This window comes from Oceanospirillum maris DSM 6286 (assembly GCF_000422865.1).
GTDB lineage: Bacteria > Pseudomonadota > Gammaproteobacteria > Pseudomonadales > Halomonadaceae > Oceanospirillum > Oceanospirillum maris.
This window is the reverse complement of the sequence record NZ_AUGW01000015.1, coordinates 39533-55466: the sequence shown is the minus strand read 5'-3', so window position 1 is coordinate 55466 and position 15934 is coordinate 39533. Positions and strand designations below refer to the sequence as shown.

Annotated in this window: 16 protein-coding genes; 7 read left to right on the top strand and 9 right to left on the bottom strand. The window is 46.3% G+C overall.

Going from position 1 to position 15934, the window contains the following annotated elements:
• Positions 1 to 20: 20 nt before the first annotated feature.
• Positions 21 to 482, top strand: a complete 462-nt coding sequence (locus G517_RS0107285; RefSeq protein ID WP_028303867.1) for a methyltransferase family protein — start codon at positions 21 to 23, stop codon at positions 480 to 482.
• A gap of 163 nt (positions 483 to 645) precedes the next feature.
• On the opposite strand, the gene G517_RS0107280 is transcribed toward G517_RS0107285, so the two are convergent.
• The 4 genes from G517_RS0107280 to metN all read right to left on the bottom strand — a co-directional run bounded on the left by G517_RS0107280 (position 646) and on the right by metN (position 4157).
• Positions 646 to 1446, bottom strand: a complete 801-nt coding sequence (locus tag G517_RS0107280; RefSeq protein WP_028303866.1) for a MetQ/NlpA family ABC transporter substrate-binding protein — start codon at positions 1444 to 1446, stop codon at positions 646 to 648.
• A 94-nt stretch (positions 1447 to 1540) separates the two neighbouring features.
• A complete protein-coding gene (gene metQ / locus G517_RS0107275; protein ID WP_028303865.1) occupies positions 1541 to 2356 on the bottom strand; it encodes a methionine ABC transporter substrate-binding lipoprotein MetQ in 816 nt (271 codons plus the stop codon).
• Positions 2357 to 2446: 90 nt separating this feature from the next.
• Positions 2447 to 3133 (bottom strand): methionine ABC transporter permease, encoded by a 687-nt coding sequence (locus tag G517_RS0107270; RefSeq protein WP_028303864.1) that lies wholly within the window; start codon positions 3131 to 3133, stop codon positions 2447 to 2449.
• Positions 3123 to 4157 carry a methionine ABC transporter ATP-binding protein MetN gene (metN, locus tag G517_RS0107265; protein ID WP_028303863.1) on the bottom strand — a complete coding sequence of 345 codons (1035 nt, stop codon included), beginning with the start codon at positions 4155 to 4157 and terminating at the stop codon, positions 3123 to 3125. The genes G517_RS0107270 and metN overlap by 11 nt, the downstream gene beginning before the upstream one ends.
• A 437-nt stretch (positions 4158 to 4594) precedes the next feature.
• Between metN and G517_RS0107260 the strand changes: the two genes are divergently transcribed.
• Complete coding sequence (locus G517_RS0107260; protein ID WP_028303862.1) at positions 4595 to 5125, top strand: REP-associated tyrosine transposase; 531 nt, start codon at positions 4595 to 4597, stop codon at positions 5123 to 5125.
• 177 nt (positions 5126 to 5302) lie between these two features.
• On the top strand, positions 5303 to 6058 hold the full coding sequence (locus G517_RS18155) for an RES family NAD+ phosphorylase (protein ID WP_051206194.1): 756 nt from the start codon (positions 5303 to 5305) through the stop codon (positions 6056 to 6058).
• 94 nt (positions 6059 to 6152) lie between these two features.
• Here G517_RS18155 and gcvP read toward each other — a convergent pair whose 3' ends face one another.
• The 3 genes from gcvP to G517_RS0107240 form a co-directional block, all read right to left on the bottom strand.
• Positions 6153 to 9044: an aminomethyl-transferring glycine dehydrogenase gene (gcvP, locus tag G517_RS0107250; protein ID WP_028303861.1), complete on the bottom strand. Its 2892-nt coding sequence runs from the start codon at positions 9042 to 9044 to the stop codon at positions 6153 to 6155.
• Positions 9045 to 9273: 229 nt separating this feature from the next.
• Positions 9274 to 9666 (bottom strand): glycine cleavage system protein GcvH, encoded by a 393-nt coding sequence (gene gcvH / locus G517_RS0107245; RefSeq protein ID WP_028303860.1) that lies wholly within the window; start codon positions 9664 to 9666, stop codon positions 9274 to 9276.
• A gap of 217 nt (positions 9667 to 9883) precedes the next feature.
• Positions 9884 to 11338 (bottom strand): L-serine ammonia-lyase, encoded by a 1455-nt coding sequence (locus tag G517_RS0107240; RefSeq protein ID WP_028303859.1) that lies wholly within the window; start codon positions 11336 to 11338, stop codon positions 9884 to 9886.
• Positions 11339 to 11639: 301 nt separating this feature from the next.
• Here G517_RS0107240 and G517_RS0107235 point away from each other — a divergent pair, with 301 nt between their 5' ends.
• Both G517_RS0107235 and gcvT read left to right on the top strand, forming a co-directional pair.
• Entirely contained in the window at positions 11640 to 12272 is a 633-nt protein-coding gene (locus tag G517_RS0107235) for a helix-turn-helix domain-containing protein (RefSeq protein ID WP_028303858.1), read from the top strand.
• A 240-nt stretch (positions 12273 to 12512) separates the two neighbouring features.
• Positions 12513 to 13640 carry a glycine cleavage system aminomethyltransferase GcvT gene (gene gcvT, locus G517_RS0107230; RefSeq protein ID WP_028303857.1) on the top strand — a complete coding sequence of 376 codons (1128 nt, stop codon included), beginning with the start codon at positions 12513 to 12515 and terminating at the stop codon, positions 13638 to 13640.
• A gap of 3 nt (positions 13641 to 13643) precedes the next feature.
• Here gcvT and G517_RS0107225 read toward each other — a convergent pair whose 3' ends face one another.
• Positions 13644 to 14096, bottom strand: a complete 453-nt coding sequence (locus tag G517_RS0107225; protein WP_028303856.1) for an Rrf2 family transcriptional regulator — start codon at positions 14094 to 14096, stop codon at positions 13644 to 13646.
• A 67-nt stretch (positions 14097 to 14163) separates the two neighbouring features.
• Complete coding sequence (locus G517_RS0107220) at positions 14164 to 14571, bottom strand: hemerythrin domain-containing protein (protein ID WP_028303855.1); 408 nt, start codon at positions 14569 to 14571, stop codon at positions 14164 to 14166.
• A 97-nt stretch (positions 14572 to 14668) separates the two neighbouring features.
• Between G517_RS0107220 and G517_RS0107215 the strand changes: the two genes are divergently transcribed.
• Both G517_RS0107215 and G517_RS0107210 read left to right on the top strand, forming a co-directional pair.
• Positions 14669 to 14872, top strand: a complete 204-nt coding sequence (locus G517_RS0107215; protein WP_028303854.1) for a hypothetical protein — start codon at positions 14669 to 14671, stop codon at positions 14870 to 14872.
• Positions 14873 to 15009: 137 nt separating this feature from the next.
• Positions 15010 to 15915 (top strand): LysR family transcriptional regulator, encoded by a 906-nt coding sequence (locus G517_RS0107210; protein ID WP_028303853.1) that lies wholly within the window; start codon positions 15010 to 15012, stop codon positions 15913 to 15915.
• The last annotated feature ends 19 nt before the right edge of the window (positions 15916 to 15934 follow it).

Sequence of the window (15934 nt, the reverse complement as noted above, 5' to 3'; positions counted from 1 at the left end):
CTAACGGATAAGAGATTGCTATGCATTGGCTAGAACTGAAAGTACCCCCACCGGTGGTTGCCTTATTTTTGGCCGTAGCGATCTATCTTGCGGCTCCGGTTTTTCCCTCTTTACCCTTGGGTGAAAATGGTCGTCTAATCTTGGCCTGTATTTTTGCAGGTATCGGTATTAGTTTTGACCTAGCAGGGCTTTATGGTTTCCATAAAGCCCATACCACCATCAATCCTTTAGCACCCAAAAAAGCGAGTGTGTTGGTGACAACGGGCATCTATCGCTTTACCCGTAACCCTATGTATATCGGGCTAGCCTGCCTGTTAATGGCTTGGGGTTGTTATTGGGGATCATCCGCCGTGGTGATTGATTTACCCTTGTTTATCGCCTACATCACCGTTTTCCAAATTAAACCGGAAGAACGCATCCTGAGAGAGAAATTCCCTAAACAATTTGATGGTTATTGCTTACAAGTAAGGCGCTGGCTATAAGTTAAACGACTGACCCAGGAGGTTACTTAGACGTTCTTGCAATCACTGCCTCATTTTTTGGTTAATTGGTTTCGGTTTTTCGCGGTAAGGAAGGGTTTAATGCCCAGTCTATAAACGTTATAGGCTGGGCATTATCGAATGAGCCGGTTTGACTTGATATGGATTAGCGCGCTACTTCGATGGTGCCTTTGTAGGTTTTGCTTACAAAGTCCTGGATCGCTTGTGATTGGAAAATCTCGACAACTTTTTTGTAGGTTTCATTGTCTTTGTCTTCCGCGCGAGCCGCAATTTGCATAACGGCGAACTTAGCATCTTCTGACTCTAGGTAGATGCCCTGTTCAGCAGGGTTTAAGCCGGAAGACATCACGTAATTCATGGTGATAACCGATGCGTCAACATCATCTAAAGTACGCGGTAGCTGTGCCGCTTCAACTTCTACAAACTCAAACTGCTTTGGGTTTTCAGCGATATCATAAGGTGTCGCTTTAGCAGCAGTATTTTCGTTGAGGGTAATCAACCCTGCATCAGCGAGTAGAATTAATGCTCGGCTACCATTGGTTGGGTCATTCGGAATAGAGATACGGGCCTGATCAGGTAGATCTGCAATGGACTGGTATTTAGATGAATAAATCCCCATGCGCATCAGGATAGACTGACCCACCGATACCAGCTTCTGTTCGCTATTGGTATTGAAGTTATCGAGGAACGGCTGGTGCTGATAGCTGTTCATATCCAGACTGCCATCGGCTAATGCCGCATTGGGCGTGATGTAGTCAGAAAAGATAACAACTTCAACATTCAATCCCTGCTTTTCTGCTTCTACCGCAACAGCTTCTACTACTTCAGCATGGGGGCCAACGGTGGCACCAATTTTTATCGTTTTAGCGTCATCATTATTGCATGCCGCTAACCCTAATAATAAGGGCAGTGTGCATAATAGTTTTACAATTTTTTTACTTAGCATGTTTGTTTCCTTGTCAATGGTAGAGCTATATGAATAAGGGTGATGTTGTCTGAATAGGAGTATGTTTATTAGCCAGGCTGTTTACTACTCGCTACTACCAGCCTTTAACAACACCATCTTTAAACTCGTCCATCGCCACTTGGTACACTTCTTCAGACTGATATGCCTGAACGAATTTTTGTACATTCTCTGCATTAACATTGTCTTTGCGTGCGACAATTAAGTTCACATAAGGTGAATTTTTATCTTCTACAAAGACACCATCTTTCTCTGGCGACAAATTGATATTACTTGCATAGGTTGTATTGATAACGGCAAGTGTCACATCATCTAAAGAGCGAACCAATTGTGGTGCTTCAAGCTCAACAATTTCTAAGTTTTTAGGGCTGCTGACAATATCCAATACTGTTGCTGTTAGACCGGCACCTTCTTTTAGCTGAATCAGCCCTTGCTGCTCAAGTAGCAATAGAGAACGAGCTAAGTTTGTTGGGTCATTAGGGACAGCGATCTGGTCACCTTCACTAAGCTCATCGATGGATGTCACTTTATTGGAATAACCTGCAATAGGGTAAACAAAGGAGTTTCCTGCGATGGCAAACTGGTAGCCTCGGTCTTTTATTTGCTGGTCAAGATAAGGCTTATGCTGGAAGGCGTTAGCATCAATAGAACCTTCTTCTAATGCTGCATTGGGTGTTACGTAATCAGAAAAGATGATCAGTTCAACATCTAAATTGTATTTTTCTTTGGCAACTTTAGCCGCAGCTTCTGCCACTTGGGCTTCAGAGCCTGCTATTACGCCAACCTTAACCTTGCTCATGTCCACTTCAGTATCTTTGTCATTACAACCGGCAAGCAATACGGTTAAGGTTAGACCCGTGACGGTAAGAAGACTTTTAATTTTACTCAGCATATTTACTCCTATATCAAAGATATCTGCCAAACATCTGTTTAGAATGTAGCTATTGGCAAATACGCTCTGATTATTTGATTATATTTAATATTAGCGGTGATCAACACGTTTCACTAAATAATCACCCAATGATTGAATAGCTTGTACCAGTACAACCAGAATAACGATTGTGATCATCATAACGACAGCATCAAAACGCTGGTAACCATAACGAATCCCCACATCACCTAAACCACCGCCGCCAACAGTACCTGCCATAGCGGAATAACCCACCAGGGTGACAAGTGTAATGGTTGCTGAGTTTATAATGCCGGGTAATGCTTCTGGCAGAAGCACTTTTAAGATGATCTGTCTGGGTTTAGCGCCCATCGCTTGGGCGGCTTCAACTAATCCTGCGGGAACTTCTAATAAAGCACCTTCCACAAGCCGGGCAATAAAAGGGATCGCCGCTATGGTCAGCGGTACAATAGCCGCTGCAGTACCGATAGAGCTGCCTACAATGATGCGTGTAAAAGGAATTATAGCGACTAGTAAAATAATAAATGGAATCGAACGACCAATATTAATCAAAGTCCCTAAAACTTTGTTGGTCGCTTTATTAGCTAATAACCCTGTTTCTTTTGTTAGATGAAGCAAGACACCTAAAGGGATACCAAAGATAAAACCGATCAAACCTGCGATAGCAACCATCGCAAGCGTTTGCCCCAGTGCGGTTATAAGCAGGTCGATGAGACGGTCGTTGTTAACCCACCATTCAAGCAGCATATCAAGCGACATAGCCGAGCACCTCTACTTCAATTTTGTTCTCTTTCAGGAAAATGATCGCTTGCTCTGTGGACTCCGGCGTGCCAAAAAACTCTGCCAGCATTAGGCCAAACTTAATACCACCGACATAATCCATATTGGAGCTAAGAATGCTGATATCAAGATTAAACTCTCTGGCGACCTGACTGATAATGGGAGCATCAACCGACGCACCAGTAAACTCCAAGCGCACCAGGGGGTGGCTGTTTTCAGTCTCGGTGTCAGACAAGCGAGCTGAATAATCTGCAGGAATAGAAAGGTCTAATGTTGAGCGAATAAACTGACGGGCAAGCTCCGTCTTAGGGTGGGCAAAAATATCGCCTACGGCACCTTGCTCGACAAGTTTGCCATCGCCAATGATTGCCACATGAGAGCAGATGCTTTTAACAACGGCCATCTCGTGGGTGATAAGTAAAATTGTCAGATTGAACTCTTTATTGATCTTGCGTAACAGCTCAAGAATAGATTGGGTCGTGGCTGGATCAAGAGCACTTGTTGCTTCATCGCACAGCAGAACTTTAGGATCTGATGCCAGGGCACGGGCAATCGCGACACGCTGCTTTTGTCCACCACTTAAATTGGTAGGGTAGCTCTCTTTTTTATCACTTAAACCGACGAGTTCTAGCAGACTGTCTACTTTGGTTTTAATGGCTTGCTTACTGACACCGGCTAACTCTAGCGGCAGGCCGATATTATCAAAGACATTGCGCGACGCCAGCAGGTTAAAGTGTTGAAAGATCATGCCTATTTTACGACGTGTTAAGGTCAGCTGGTTACTGGAAAGCGTGTTGAGATCAACGCCGTCAACCACAACGCTGCCTTCTGTAGGACGCTCCAATAGATTGACGCAACGAATAAGCGTACTTTTTCCTGCCCCCGAAGACCCAATGACACCGTAAATCGCCCCTTCAGAGACGCTAAGGTTAATATCATCAAGGGCTTTTATAGCGCGCTTTCCCTGATGAAATACCTTATTTAAACTTCTAATTTCAATCATTGAGATTCCTGAAAATAATATACTCTTAAGCGGCCTAGCTTTGTTGAGATTAGCGAAAAAATGCACTGCTTTTCTTCGCGATAGAGGGATAAATATCTATGAATCAGGCATGTTAAGCTTGTTTGTCTCTGGCCCGCTACAAAAAGAGCGTACATTAAGTCGTCTTGTCTGCTGAGTCAACACGGATAGGCGCTGAGAGTGGGTCATGATGTGATCCTTCGTAATTTCACCCCTGCTTTGAGTCTGGATCAGGTGGCTGATTTTGGTAGGATTAATTATGAGTGTCACAGTTTCAACGTGGCTGCCACGCCCTGTGTTAGTAGCTGAATTCTGTACAAACTCAGGAATAAATCTGGACAAACTCAGGAATAAATCTGGTTCCCACGCTCTGCGTGGTAACCTAATGGACTCTCATTCTCCCCGAAAAGGATTTCACCATGGGCAGAAGCCGTTATCAGTTCTTATCTCCCACTGAACCTCATTTCCTGACTCTAACGGTTCTACATTGGATTCCGATTTTTACCAGACCGGATACGATCAATATTCTCTTAGACTCGCTTCGGTTTCTTCAGGGAGATGGCTTAAAAGTCTATGCCTATGTGATTTTGGAGAATCACCTGCATCTTGTCGCTCAAAGTCCGCAACTGGATAAAGATATTGCGCGTTTTAAATCTTATACCGCTCGTCAGCTTATTAACTATCTACAGGAGAAGCGGGTTAAAACGATTCTTGATCAGTTGGCATTTTATAAAAAGGCGCATAAAGCAGATCGGGATTTTCAGTTCTGGCAGGAAGGAGTGCATCCTGAGTTGATTCAGGGTGAAGCGATGATGGTGCAGAAGATTCAGTATGTGCATCAGAACCCTGTTGAGCGCGGTTTTGTGGATTGTGCGGAACACTGGCGCTATTCCAGCGCACGGGATTATCAGGGGATCGAGGGATTGTTGAAGATTGAGCAGTATTGGTAGACCGGTATGCATTACCACGCGGAGCGTGGGAACGAGTCGAGGTTCTTCTTTAGTGCGTAAAATGCACAGATAAATAACCATCACTTCACCAGGTTCTTTTCTGATGAAAACGGGGCAACGATTAACACATAAACACAACTGGCTCCCACGCTCCGCGTGGTAGCCCGAGGGACAGTTATGGATATGACAAAAGAAGACTTTATTTATTTTTCTGATGAGGTAAAGAGTCGTAATCGGTTGTTTTTATCTGATAGGTCAAATAATTTTTTAAAATGGATTGAATTTATTTCCCGAAGTGCAGAGCATATTCTTGATAAAGGGTCTCAGGTTTATCGAGCTAGGGTGTGTGAAAAGAGTTTAGAGCCAATTGAAAAAGGGGGCATGAAGCCGATTAAAAATCTTGGTTCTGAAGGGCGCGCGAACGCATACAATATCAATATGCTTTATCTTGCAAGTACAGTCGATACTGCTATAGCAGAAGTCAGGCCAAGCCTATCTGAACCTGTAACTGTAGCGGAGTTTAATATAAAAAAAGACTTAAGAATTTTTGATTTTGCTCGTTTATCTTATCAGGATGGCACACATGTGATGGTTGAGTTATTTAATCAAGATTCTGAATTAGGAGTGGGTAAAGAAGATAACCTATACCTACTGAGATATATAAGTCAGCAGTTTTCCAAACCGTATTCGCAGCGAGACCAGAGACGAGAGTATCTACCTACACAGGTTATAGCAGAGTATATAAAGTCTATCGGATTTGATGGTTTGTGCTATCAGTCTCAGTTTTTGTCACATGATGGTTCAGACAAAGGTGGGGTAAATTATGTGTTATTCGATCTTGATTCTGCTGATCCCGTGAACTGTAGTGTTTGGAAAATAGAAAAACAAATAATTGCTACAAAGCTTATATCTAGTCTACAACGTTACCGCTAGCTCCCACGCTCTGCGTGGTAGCTTGAAGTCCTGTATGCATTCCCACGCGGAGCGTGGGAACGAGTCTCCTCAGGCTTAAAACCCACTCAGATGTTTAGTCTTCGTAGTTTTCAATGCCCGGGCAGGAGCAAATAAAGTTACGGTCGCCGTAAACATTATCGACGCGGTTTACCGCTGGCCAGAACTTGCTGGCGCGGGTGTGGGCGCTTGGGAATACGGCTTCTTCACGGCTGTATGGACGATCCCACTCTTCAATCAGGTCAACCTGTGAGTGAGGGGCGTTTACCAGTGGGTTGTTCTCCAATGGCCATTCGCCGCTCTGAACTTTTGCCACTTCTGCTTTGATTTTTATCATGGCTTCAATAAAGCGATCCAGCTCTACCTGTGACTCAGATTCGGTCGGTTCGATCATCAAGGTTCCGGCTACTGGGAAGGACATGGTTGGGGCGTGGAAGCCGTAGTCCATCAGGCGCTTGGCGATGTCTTCTTCTGAGATGCCAGATTCCGCTTTGATTGGGCGAATATCGATGATGCATTCGTGGGCAACTTTGTTGTTACGGCCACGGAACAGAATCGGGTAGTGTGCGGATAGTTTCTCTGCCACGTAGTTAGCGTTCAGAATCGCGACTTCTGTGGAGCGTTGCAGGCCATCTTTACCCAGCATACGGTTGTACATCCAGGTGATCGGCAAAATCGCAGCAGAACCGTAAGGTGCTGCAGAAACTGCGCCGATGCCTTCGCCTTCACAGCCTTCAACACTACTAACGCTGTGGTTGGATAGGAAAGGTGCTAAGTGTGCTTTTACGCCGATGGGCCCCATGCCTGGGCCGCCGCCGCCGTGTGGAATGGCAAAGGTTTTATGTAGGTTAAGGTGAGATACATCAGAACCAATATGCCCCGGCTTGGCTATACCAACTTGCGCATTCATATTCGCGCCATCCATATAAACCTGACCGCCAAATTTATGGATGGTGGCACAGATCTCTACGATATCTTCTTCGTAAACACCGTGGGTTGATGGGTACGTGACCATCAAGGCCGATAAGTTGTCGGCGTGCAATTCTGCTTTTTCAGCCAGATCAGCTATATCGACATTGCCTTTCTCATCGCATTTAGTCACGATGATTTTCATACCCATCATCGCCGCTGATGCTGGGTTAGTACCATGGGCCGAAGAAGGGATCAGGCAGATATTACGATGGCCTTCACCGATGGACTCTTGATATTTGCGGATGGCAAGCAAGCCTGCGTATTCACCAGATGCCCCGGAGTTTGGTTGCAGGGATATTTTGTCATAACCGGTGACTTCTTCTAGCTGCACTTCAAGTTGGCGTAGCATCTCGAAGTAGCCTTTTGTTTGGTCTTTTGGGGCAAACGGGTGAATGTCGGCAAATTCAGGCCAAGTAATAGGGATCATCTCGGCGGTGGCATTGAGCTTCATGGTGCAAGAGCCCAGAGGGATCATGCCATGAACCAATGAGTAATCTTTGTTTTCAAGCATCTTCATGTAGCGCAGCATCTCAGTTTCTGAGTGGTGCGTATTGAAAACAGGGTGGCTTAGAACAGCGTCTTCGCGGCGCATATCTGGGCTGATACCGGTGGCTGCGCCTGCAATAATAGCGGCGTCTAACTCTGCCACCTCTAGATCGTGACCTTCACCTAAAATAATGTCGAATAGCTGTGCTACATCTGCAGGTGTTGTGGTTTCGTCTAGGCTCACGCCTAGCTTGCCGTCTTCGCCATTTTGAATGGTGCGGAAGTTACAGCCCTTATCTAAGGCGCGTTGGTAAACTGAGGAATCGCCATCAAACGTTAGAGTGTCAAAGTAAGTGCTGTTGGTTTCAACGCCTTTTGCGTTTAGGCCGTTGGCTAAAATAGCGGTTAGACGGTGGGTGCGCTCTGCAATGCGCTTCAAACCTTGTGGGCCATGATAGACCGCGTAGAAGGCTGCCATATTAGCCAGTAACGCTTGGGCGGTACAGATGTTTGACGTCGCTTTCTCACGACGGATATGTTGCTCACGGGTTTGCATCGCCATGCGCAGGGCTTGGTTGCCATTCACATCTTTGGATACGCCGATAATACGACCTGGAACGGAGCGTTTTAGCTTCTCACTGGCGGCAAAGAAGGCCGCATGAGGGCCGCCAAAGCCCATAGGAACACCAAAGCGCTGGCTTGAACCTAGCACGACATCTGCGCCTAGTTCACCGGGGGATTTTAGAACCACTAAAGAAAGTAGATCTGCCGCGACAGCGACCATCGCCTTTTGCGCTTTGGCAATGTCGATAACGGCTTTAATATCGGTAATATCGCCGTAGGTGCCTGGGTATTGTAGCAATGCACCAAAGACATCGTAGTTGCCTAGGTTGTCGGCATCATCGACTACCACGTCAAAACCAAAGTATTCAGCGCGGGTATTGATCACTTCTAAGGTTTGCGGATGAACGTCTGCGGCGACAAAGAACTGGTCGCTCTTTTTACGGTTAGAGCGTTTGCATAGGGTCATCGCTTCTGCCGCTGCCGTGGCTTCATCTAGCAGGGAGGCGTTAGCCAGATCCATGCCGGTCAAGTCCATCACCATCTGCTGGTAGTTCAGCAGAGATTCAAGGCGGCCTTGAGATATTTCAGGTTGATACGGCGTGTAGGCGGTGTACCAGCCTGGATTTTGCAGAATATTGCGCAGAATCACATTCGGGACGTGGGTGTTGTGATAGCCCATACCGATATAAGATTTGTTGATCTGGTTTTGATCGGCCAGGGCCTTAAGCTCTGCAAGGGCGGCAACTTCGCTAATGCCGGAGTCCATTGCCAGCGCTTCTTCTAAACGAATAGAGCCGGGCACTGTTTTTTCTATCAGATCATCAAGGCTATCAGAGCCAAGAACATTCAGCATAGTTTGCTGTTCTGCTGCATCTGGACCTACGTGACGCTGAGTGAACTCGTTATGTTGTTCAAGCTCGGTCAATGTGCGCGTATCAACTGCCATTTTTATCAACCTATTGTTCCAAAGACTTATGTTTTCAAAGACACTTATGTTTTCAAAGACATAGACAAGCGGCCAGAGATAAGGCCGATGAAAGTGTTCTGGCGAAGGATGCCAGGGGTATTCAAAAGCTATAAAAAAACCAGAAAGCTATAAAACCGGCTATTGAGCCGGTTTTATAGGATAAAATCCGGTGTTATATCCGGTGTTGTAAAAAGACGTCGCCTAAGGCTTAGGCGTCTTCTTCAACACGGGCTTCGTAAGCATCGGCGTCTAACAAGTCTGCTAGCTCTTCAGGATCGGTCAGTTTGATCTTAGCGATCCAGCCATCTTCAAAGGCATGTTCGTTGATGGTTTCTGGCGCGCCTTCTAGCTCTTCGTTAACTTCGATAATTTCGCCCGTAACAGGAGCGTAGATATCAGAGGCGGCTTTAACAGACTCAACCAGAGAGAATTCTTCACCGGCTTCTACTTCGCGGCCTACTTCTGGCAGCTCAACAAACACGACATCGCCCAGTTGATCCTGTGCATGGTCAGTAATACCAACGGTTACTGTACCGTCGCCATTGTCCAGAACCCACTCGTGGGATGCTGTGTATTTCAGGTTGCCCGGAATATTGCTCATGTTCGATTCCTCAATCTTTATCCAATGGATCTAATAGATAGGTCTAGTAGATCGTTCTAATTGATAGTTCTAGTCGATCGTTCTAGTTAACCGTTAAATGGCAGCGGCTAGTCATCTTCTAGCGCTGGCCGTGATTATCTTTAAATGTGCTGGGGAAACAAAGTCAGAAAGACTCTTTTTCCCTATAAAATATAAGAAATTAACCGTTTAAGAGGCCTTAGCAGTTAACGACATTGACCGCAAGGCCGCCTCTTGAGGTTTCTTTATACTTATCTTGCATGTCCAAGCCGGTTTGGCGCATGGTTTCTATCACCGAATCTAAAGAGACGTGATGATAACCATCGCCTCTTATCGCCAGCCGTGCGGCGTTAATTGCTTTAACAGCACCCATGGTGTTGCGTTCGATGCAGGGCACCTGAACGAGGCCCGCAATAGGGTCGCAGGTTAAGCCTAAGTTATGCTCCATACCGATCTCGGCTGCATTTTCGATCTGTTCGTTACTGCCGCCCATTACCGCGCATAAGGCACCTGCAGCCATAGAGCAGGCAACGCCTATCTCGCCCTGACAACCCACTTCTGCGGCGGAGATGGATGCATTTTCTTTATAAAGCATACCAATGGCACTGGCCGTGGACAGAAATTGTACAATGCCATCTTCGTTAGCATGGGGTAAAAAGCGCACGTAGTAACTTAAAACAGCAGGAATAACACCGGCAGCGCCGTTGGTTGGCGCCGTAACAACACGTCCACCGGCCGCGTTCTCTTCGTTGACTGCCATGGCAAATAAATTGATCCAATCCATCACGGTCAGTTGATCTTTTAGAGCATTTTCTGGTTTTTCTGTGAGTTCTCGATACAGCTCTGGCGCGCGGCGTTTGATATTTAGCCCGCCAGGAAGTATGCCTGTTGCCTTACAACCTCTGCGGACGCAATCGTCCATAACCTGCCAAATGTGAAGCAGCTTTGCCTTGATCTGCTCTTGAGGCATGTTTGTGCCTTGAATACTCCAAAGTGCTGCTTCGTTGAGTAGCATTATCTCTGAAATGCTTTTGCCCGATGTTTGGCCTTGAGCTAACAAGGCGCTACCGCTTTGAAAGGGATAAGGGCGATGTTCGGCAGAAATCCCCCCTAACTCTGATCCTGTGCTGAGCTTGGGTTTCGCTTTTATTTCATCATTACTGAGAACAAAGCCACCACCCACAGAATAGTAGATCTCTTGAAGGCAGATCATTCCGGCCTGATCAAAGGCACTAAAGCGCATCCCGTTGGGGTGCTCTGGCAAGGTATCCTGGAAATGAAAGATAAGATCACGGCTTTCATCAAAATGAATGGGGTGCTCGCCAGCTAGATTTAGTGTGTTCTGATGGCGAATCTGATCCACGAGCGAGTCAACCTGCTGTGTATCTATTTGGTCGGGTTGTTCGCCGAGTAAGCCAAGGAGTACGGCGGTATCAGTGGCGTGCCCTTTTCCAGTGAGAGCCAGAGACCCAAAAAGCTCTATTTTTACTCGACTGATCGCGCTGAGGCTTGTCTTGTTCTTTGGCTGACTGGTTTCTAACTGATCAGCGTTTAGTTGATCAATAAAGCGACCCGCAGCCAGCATAGGCCCCACGGTGTGAGAGCTAGAAGGACCAATACCAATTTTAAAGAGATCAAATATGCTTAAAGACATAATATTATTCTTTTTGTATTCACTGTCATGGGTCTGTATTTATTGACCTTGCTGGATCTATCGACTCGACTCTATTACGACAGTATCAAGGGTGATCAGATTATCAAAAGGTATTCCGGTTACGCAATAAGAAATTTCCAATAGGAAACAAGTGTTTCCTTTTAGGGTAATTGTTCTTGTGTGCTTTTAAAGCCATTACGGCTTGTGTACCATTCTCTTCCCTATGCCTATGTATGGTTCTCTATACCTAGGCTATGATCCAGCTAGGCCACGATTCAGCGCTCTATTAAAAGGAATTCCAATGCCTGATGAACCGCATTTTTTACGCGAGGATAAGATCCAAGTTACCCGAGCGGAAGCGAATGCCGAGTCTTATGTCGAACCTCTTGAGCTGGGCAAGCGTGTACGTGAAATCCGTTTAAGCCAAAGCTTAACGCTAGAAGAAGCCAGTAAGTTGACAGGGCTTGCCCGATCCACCTTGTCCAAGATTGAGAATGAGCAGGTTTCACCCACATTTTCCGTTGTTAGTAAGCTGGTTAAAGGCTTAGGCATTGATATGCCTCAACTATTTACTCGGCCAAAAGAAAATGTGGCGGCGACAGGCCGACGGGATATTACTCGTCGCGGCGAGGGAAAGCCTCATCCAACGCCGACCTATGAGCATGAGCTGCTGGGTACTCAGCTAACCAATAAGAAAATGATCCCCTATCGTACCGTGGTGCGTGCTCGTTCTATTGATGAGTATCCTGAGTGGATTCGCCATGAAGGTGAAGAACTCTTGTATGTATTATCCGGCTCGGTGCTACTCTATACCGAATTTTATGAGCCTATTGAACTGTTTGAAGGTGATTCTGCCTATTACGATTGTGCGATGGGGCACTCGTTGGTTTCAACCAGCGAGTCCGATGCAGCGGTGCTTTGGGTGACGGCCTAGCAGCTCTAGCCGTAACTGATGCGGAGTGATGCTAAACTTTTCTTGCATCAAGTTTCCTATTTGGTTAGCTTTGTTTCCAATAAGAAACATTGATTGAGGCAGGTTCTGAATCTGCCTTGCCACTTTTTCTCTGAATCAATTATGGCGCTTCATTTTGCCTGTTGGCGATTAAATGCTTTTGGGTGAAATGTTCTTAGTCATTGTTGGCTCAGGGGTATTGTTATTGATACGAGGCTTACCATGGTAGACGCGCAGGGTGCTCTGAAAAAAACTCCTTTATTTAACCTTCATAAAGAGCTGGGTGCTCGTATGGTGCCTTTTGCGGGCTACGATATGCCGGTTCAATATCCGTTGGGTGTTAAAAAAGAGCATATTCATACCCGTGAAAAAGCAGGGTTGTTCGACGTATCCCACATGGGGCAGGTGAAATTGCACGGTGCTAACGCTGCAAAAGCACTAGAAACCCTTGTGCCGGTTGATATTATTGATCTGCCCGTTGGTAAACAGCGTTATGCGCTGTTTACTAATGAGCAAGGTGGCATCATGGATGACCTGATGGTGACCAATCATGGTGACTATATTTATGTGGTCGTTAATGCCGCCTGTAAAGAGCAGGATATTGCTCATATGCGTGCTCATTTGGGTGATGATGTTGAGCTGGAAGTGATGGATGACGCGGCTTTGGTTGCCCTTCAAGGGCCTCAGGCTGCGGCGGTTCTGGCGCGCTTTGCACCAGAGACTGCGGATATGGTGTTTATGGACGCCCGTGTTATCCGTCTTGATGGTGTTGAATGTTTGGCTTCTCGCTCAGGTTACACGGGCGAAGATGGTTTCGAAATTTCGATTCCAGCGGCAGAGGCAGAGCGTCTATGTCGCCTGCTTCAGGAGCAACCGGAAGTTGAGGCTATTGGTTTAGGTGCCCGTGACTCTCTGCGTTTAGAAGCGGGCCTGTGTTTATATGGTCACGATATTGATACCACCACAACACCGCTAGAAGGCAGCCTGATCTGGGCTATCTCTAAAGTGCGTCGTGCGGATGGTGAGCGTGCCGGTGGCTTCCCTGGGGCTGATGTGATTCTAGGGCAGATCAGTAATAAAGATTGGAGTCGTAAGCGCGTTGGTTTGGTTGGCGAAGGTCGTGCCCCTGTCCGTGAAGGTGCAGAGCTGTTTGATGCTGATGGCCATAAAATTGGTGTTGTGACAAGTGGTACTTTTGCACCAACGGCTGAAAAATCAGTGGCACTAGGTTATGTAGCAACTGAATTTAGCGCCTTAGATACCTCGGTATTCGCCAGTGTACGCGGTAAATTGCTACCCATGACCGTTGTGCGTACGCCGTTTGTTGAGCAGCGTTATTATAGAGGTTAGGGATTAAGCGCCCAGATTAGAATCTAGGCGATCTATAAAAAGTAAGGGAGCAAGTTCATCTTGGTTGATCATCATATCGGCAAGGGTGAACTGCTTCATGCTAGCAATAAAGGCTTGCATGGCGTCTTTTAAGGCGTGGCGCAACTTGCAGCATGGGGTTAGCTGGCAGGCTGGAGAGGCGCAATCAACACCGTCTAAATGGTTTTCTAGCTGCTCTATCACTTCTCCAATATTGATCTCTTCCGGCGGCTTTGCCAGATGAATGCCGCCATTTTTCCCGCGTAACGTATGGATATAGCCGAGCTTTCGTAGTTGGCCGACAACTTTTACCAAATGGTTTTGCGATACATTATAAATCTTAGAGACTTCCTGCACGTTCGTTAGCGTCTCCGGCGGTAAACTGGCAAGGTAGATCAGTGTGCGTAAGCCGAAGTCGGTAAAGGTCGTAATGCGCATTAAGGGTATCCTACGTCTCTATGTTGGTTATGGTTGGGTCTTTATGTTTATGAATGCGTTATGAATATTAAAGAGCTTGGGCATGATGCTGCTCTAGCCATGGAAAAAGTGTTCGCTCTTCAAATCTTACATGCTGAATAAGCCGATCCGCAAAAGCAGTAATCCGCCGTGTGGCTTCTTGCGCTGAACTAACGTCGATATTGATAAGTTGAGCGTCAGATTGCAAACAATGGAGAAGAAAAGCATGGTCTGACTCAAATTCTTGTTTTAGCTCGCCTTCAAGCAAAGCGCCAAAGCGCGCTTCCTCCTCCGTAAAGTGCGGCAGCAGCTCCTGTAGAAAAAGAAGTCGATTATTTTGCCAAAGAGTGATGGCCGATTGATTATTGGCTAGGGCAGCTGTTTTTAGCTTTTTACCGATCACTAAAGCACCGTGATGTTCTTGGCTTAAGTTAATTAAAGCTGGGTGACGTTTCATCGCATTGGCTCCGCTTGGTCTTATAATTTGCATTTGATTTACCTATTATATGTGCTTTAATCTGCATATCAAATGCAAATTAAAGCAGAGGTGTACCATGATTGTCTGGAGTCCTAGTGAAATAGCGGTGTTTTCCGCCGTGGGCTTAATGATCGTGTTAAAACTATGGACAGTATGGCACGTGTCGATTAAGGCTAAAGCAAACCGAGAAGGAAAAATGATTTTTCTGGGTTTAATCAGTGGGTTGGCGTTATTCGGCATTGGCGCTAAGGTTTATATCGGCAGTATGATGGCGCTTTAATGGTCTGTTTTATGGGAAATGAAGGGTTATTTACCGTTATCTGTTATTTTTTTGATAATAAACTTCGGTAACGGTTGAATTGTAGGTCGAAATTGACTCCAATAGCCCTCCCTGACCGGAGGCCTTAGCGTTAAAACATGCACAATATAGAAACAAAGTGGCTGGAAGATTTTCTGGCGTTGGCTAAAACCCAGAGTTTTTCTCAAGCCGCGCGCTTAAGGCATATTACCCAACCGGCCTTTAGCCGCCGGATCAAAACTTTAGAGCAAGCGGTGGGCGTTCAATTATTTGAGCGAGATGTACAGCCGGTTCGTCTCAGTGAGGCGGGCCATCAGTTTCTACCGAGCGCTCGTAAAGTTCTGGCCCAATTGCAGGCCGTGGTTCGACAGCTCTCTCCCTCCGGTGGTTATCTTCCTCGTATTAATTTCTGTGCTGCGCACTCTCTTACGTTTACTTTAATGCCTGAACTGGTGCGCTGGATTCGTCAGCAAGAAAGCGGCTTTATGGTGCGAACTGAAGCCGCTAATGTTGATGTGGGTCTAAATGCGCTACGCCAAGGTGAATGTGATTTTCTACTGGCGTTTCATGATCCGCAATCTTGGATTCGCTTAGATGAAGCTTTGTTTCCCCATTGCCAAGTTGGTTGGACTCGTTTGATGCCGGTTTGTAAGGCGACTCGACATGGTCAGGCGATTTATCGTTTAGGTGTGGATCAAGATGTTCCTTATTTGGCTTACACCTCTGAGGCGATGCTTGGACAAGCGGTGCGTGAGCGTTTACGTTCTCAGCTTGGGGATTTAAGCCTGAAGAAAGTGTACGAAACGGCTATGGCTCAAGGGTTAAAAGAGATGGTGCTTGCCGGTGAGGGCGTGGCGTGGCTGCCTGAGATAACCATCAAGCAGGAATTAGAGTCCGGGGCTATTATTTCTTGTGGCCCAGAGCAATGGGTGGTTCCTTTGGCAATCTGTTTGTATCGTTCGGTTAATGACGAGAAACCTATGGTTGAGCGTGTTTGGCAGCTTATAGAAGAGCGCTACAAGTAAAGTTAAGGCGTGAATTTTC

Coding starts and splice junctions, on each gene's coding strand:
- G517_RS0107285 (WP_028303867.1), top strand. CDS start 21: ATGCATTGGCTAGAACTGAAAGTACCCCCACCGGTGGTTGCCTTATTT.
- G517_RS0107280 (WP_028303866.1), bottom strand. CDS start 1,446: ATGCTAAGTAAAAAAATTGTAAAACTATTATGCACACTGCCCTTATTA.
- metQ (WP_028303865.1), bottom strand. CDS start 2,356: ATGCTGAGTAAAATTAAAAGTCTTCTTACCGTCACGGGTCTAACCTTA.
- G517_RS0107270 (WP_028303864.1), bottom strand. CDS start 3,133: ATGTCGCTTGATATGCTGCTTGAATGGTGGGTTAACAACGACCGTCTC.
- metN (WP_028303863.1), bottom strand. CDS start 4,157: ATGATTGAAATTAGAAGTTTAAATAAGGTATTTCATCAGGGAAAGCGC.
- G517_RS0107260 (WP_028303862.1), top strand. CDS start 4,595: ATGGGCAGAAGCCGTTATCAGTTCTTATCTCCCACTGAACCTCATTTC.
- G517_RS18155 (WP_051206194.1), top strand. CDS start 5,303: ATGGATATGACAAAAGAAGACTTTATTTATTTTTCTGATGAGGTAAAG.
- gcvP (WP_028303861.1), bottom strand. CDS start 9,044: ATGGCAGTTGATACGCGCACATTGACCGAGCTTGAACAACATAACGAG.
- gcvH (WP_028303860.1), bottom strand. CDS start 9,666: ATGAGCAATATTCCGGGCAACCTGAAATACACAGCATCCCACGAGTGG.
- G517_RS0107240 (WP_028303859.1), bottom strand. CDS start 11,338: ATGTCTTTAAGCATATTTGATCTCTTTAAAATTGGTATTGGTCCTTCT.
- G517_RS0107235 (WP_028303858.1), top strand. CDS start 11,640: ATGCCTGATGAACCGCATTTTTTACGCGAGGATAAGATCCAAGTTACC.
- gcvT (WP_028303857.1), top strand. CDS start 12,513: ATGGTAGACGCGCAGGGTGCTCTGAAAAAAACTCCTTTATTTAACCTT.
- G517_RS0107225 (WP_028303856.1), bottom strand. CDS start 14,096: ATGCGCATTACGACCTTTACCGACTTCGGCTTACGCACACTGATCTAC.
- G517_RS0107220 (WP_028303855.1), bottom strand. CDS start 14,571: ATGAAACGTCACCCAGCTTTAATTAACTTAAGCCAAGAACATCACGGT.
- G517_RS0107215 (WP_028303854.1), top strand. CDS start 14,669: ATGATTGTCTGGAGTCCTAGTGAAATAGCGGTGTTTTCCGCCGTGGGC.
- G517_RS0107210 (WP_028303853.1), top strand. CDS start 15,010: ATGCACAATATAGAAACAAAGTGGCTGGAAGATTTTCTGGCGTTGGCT.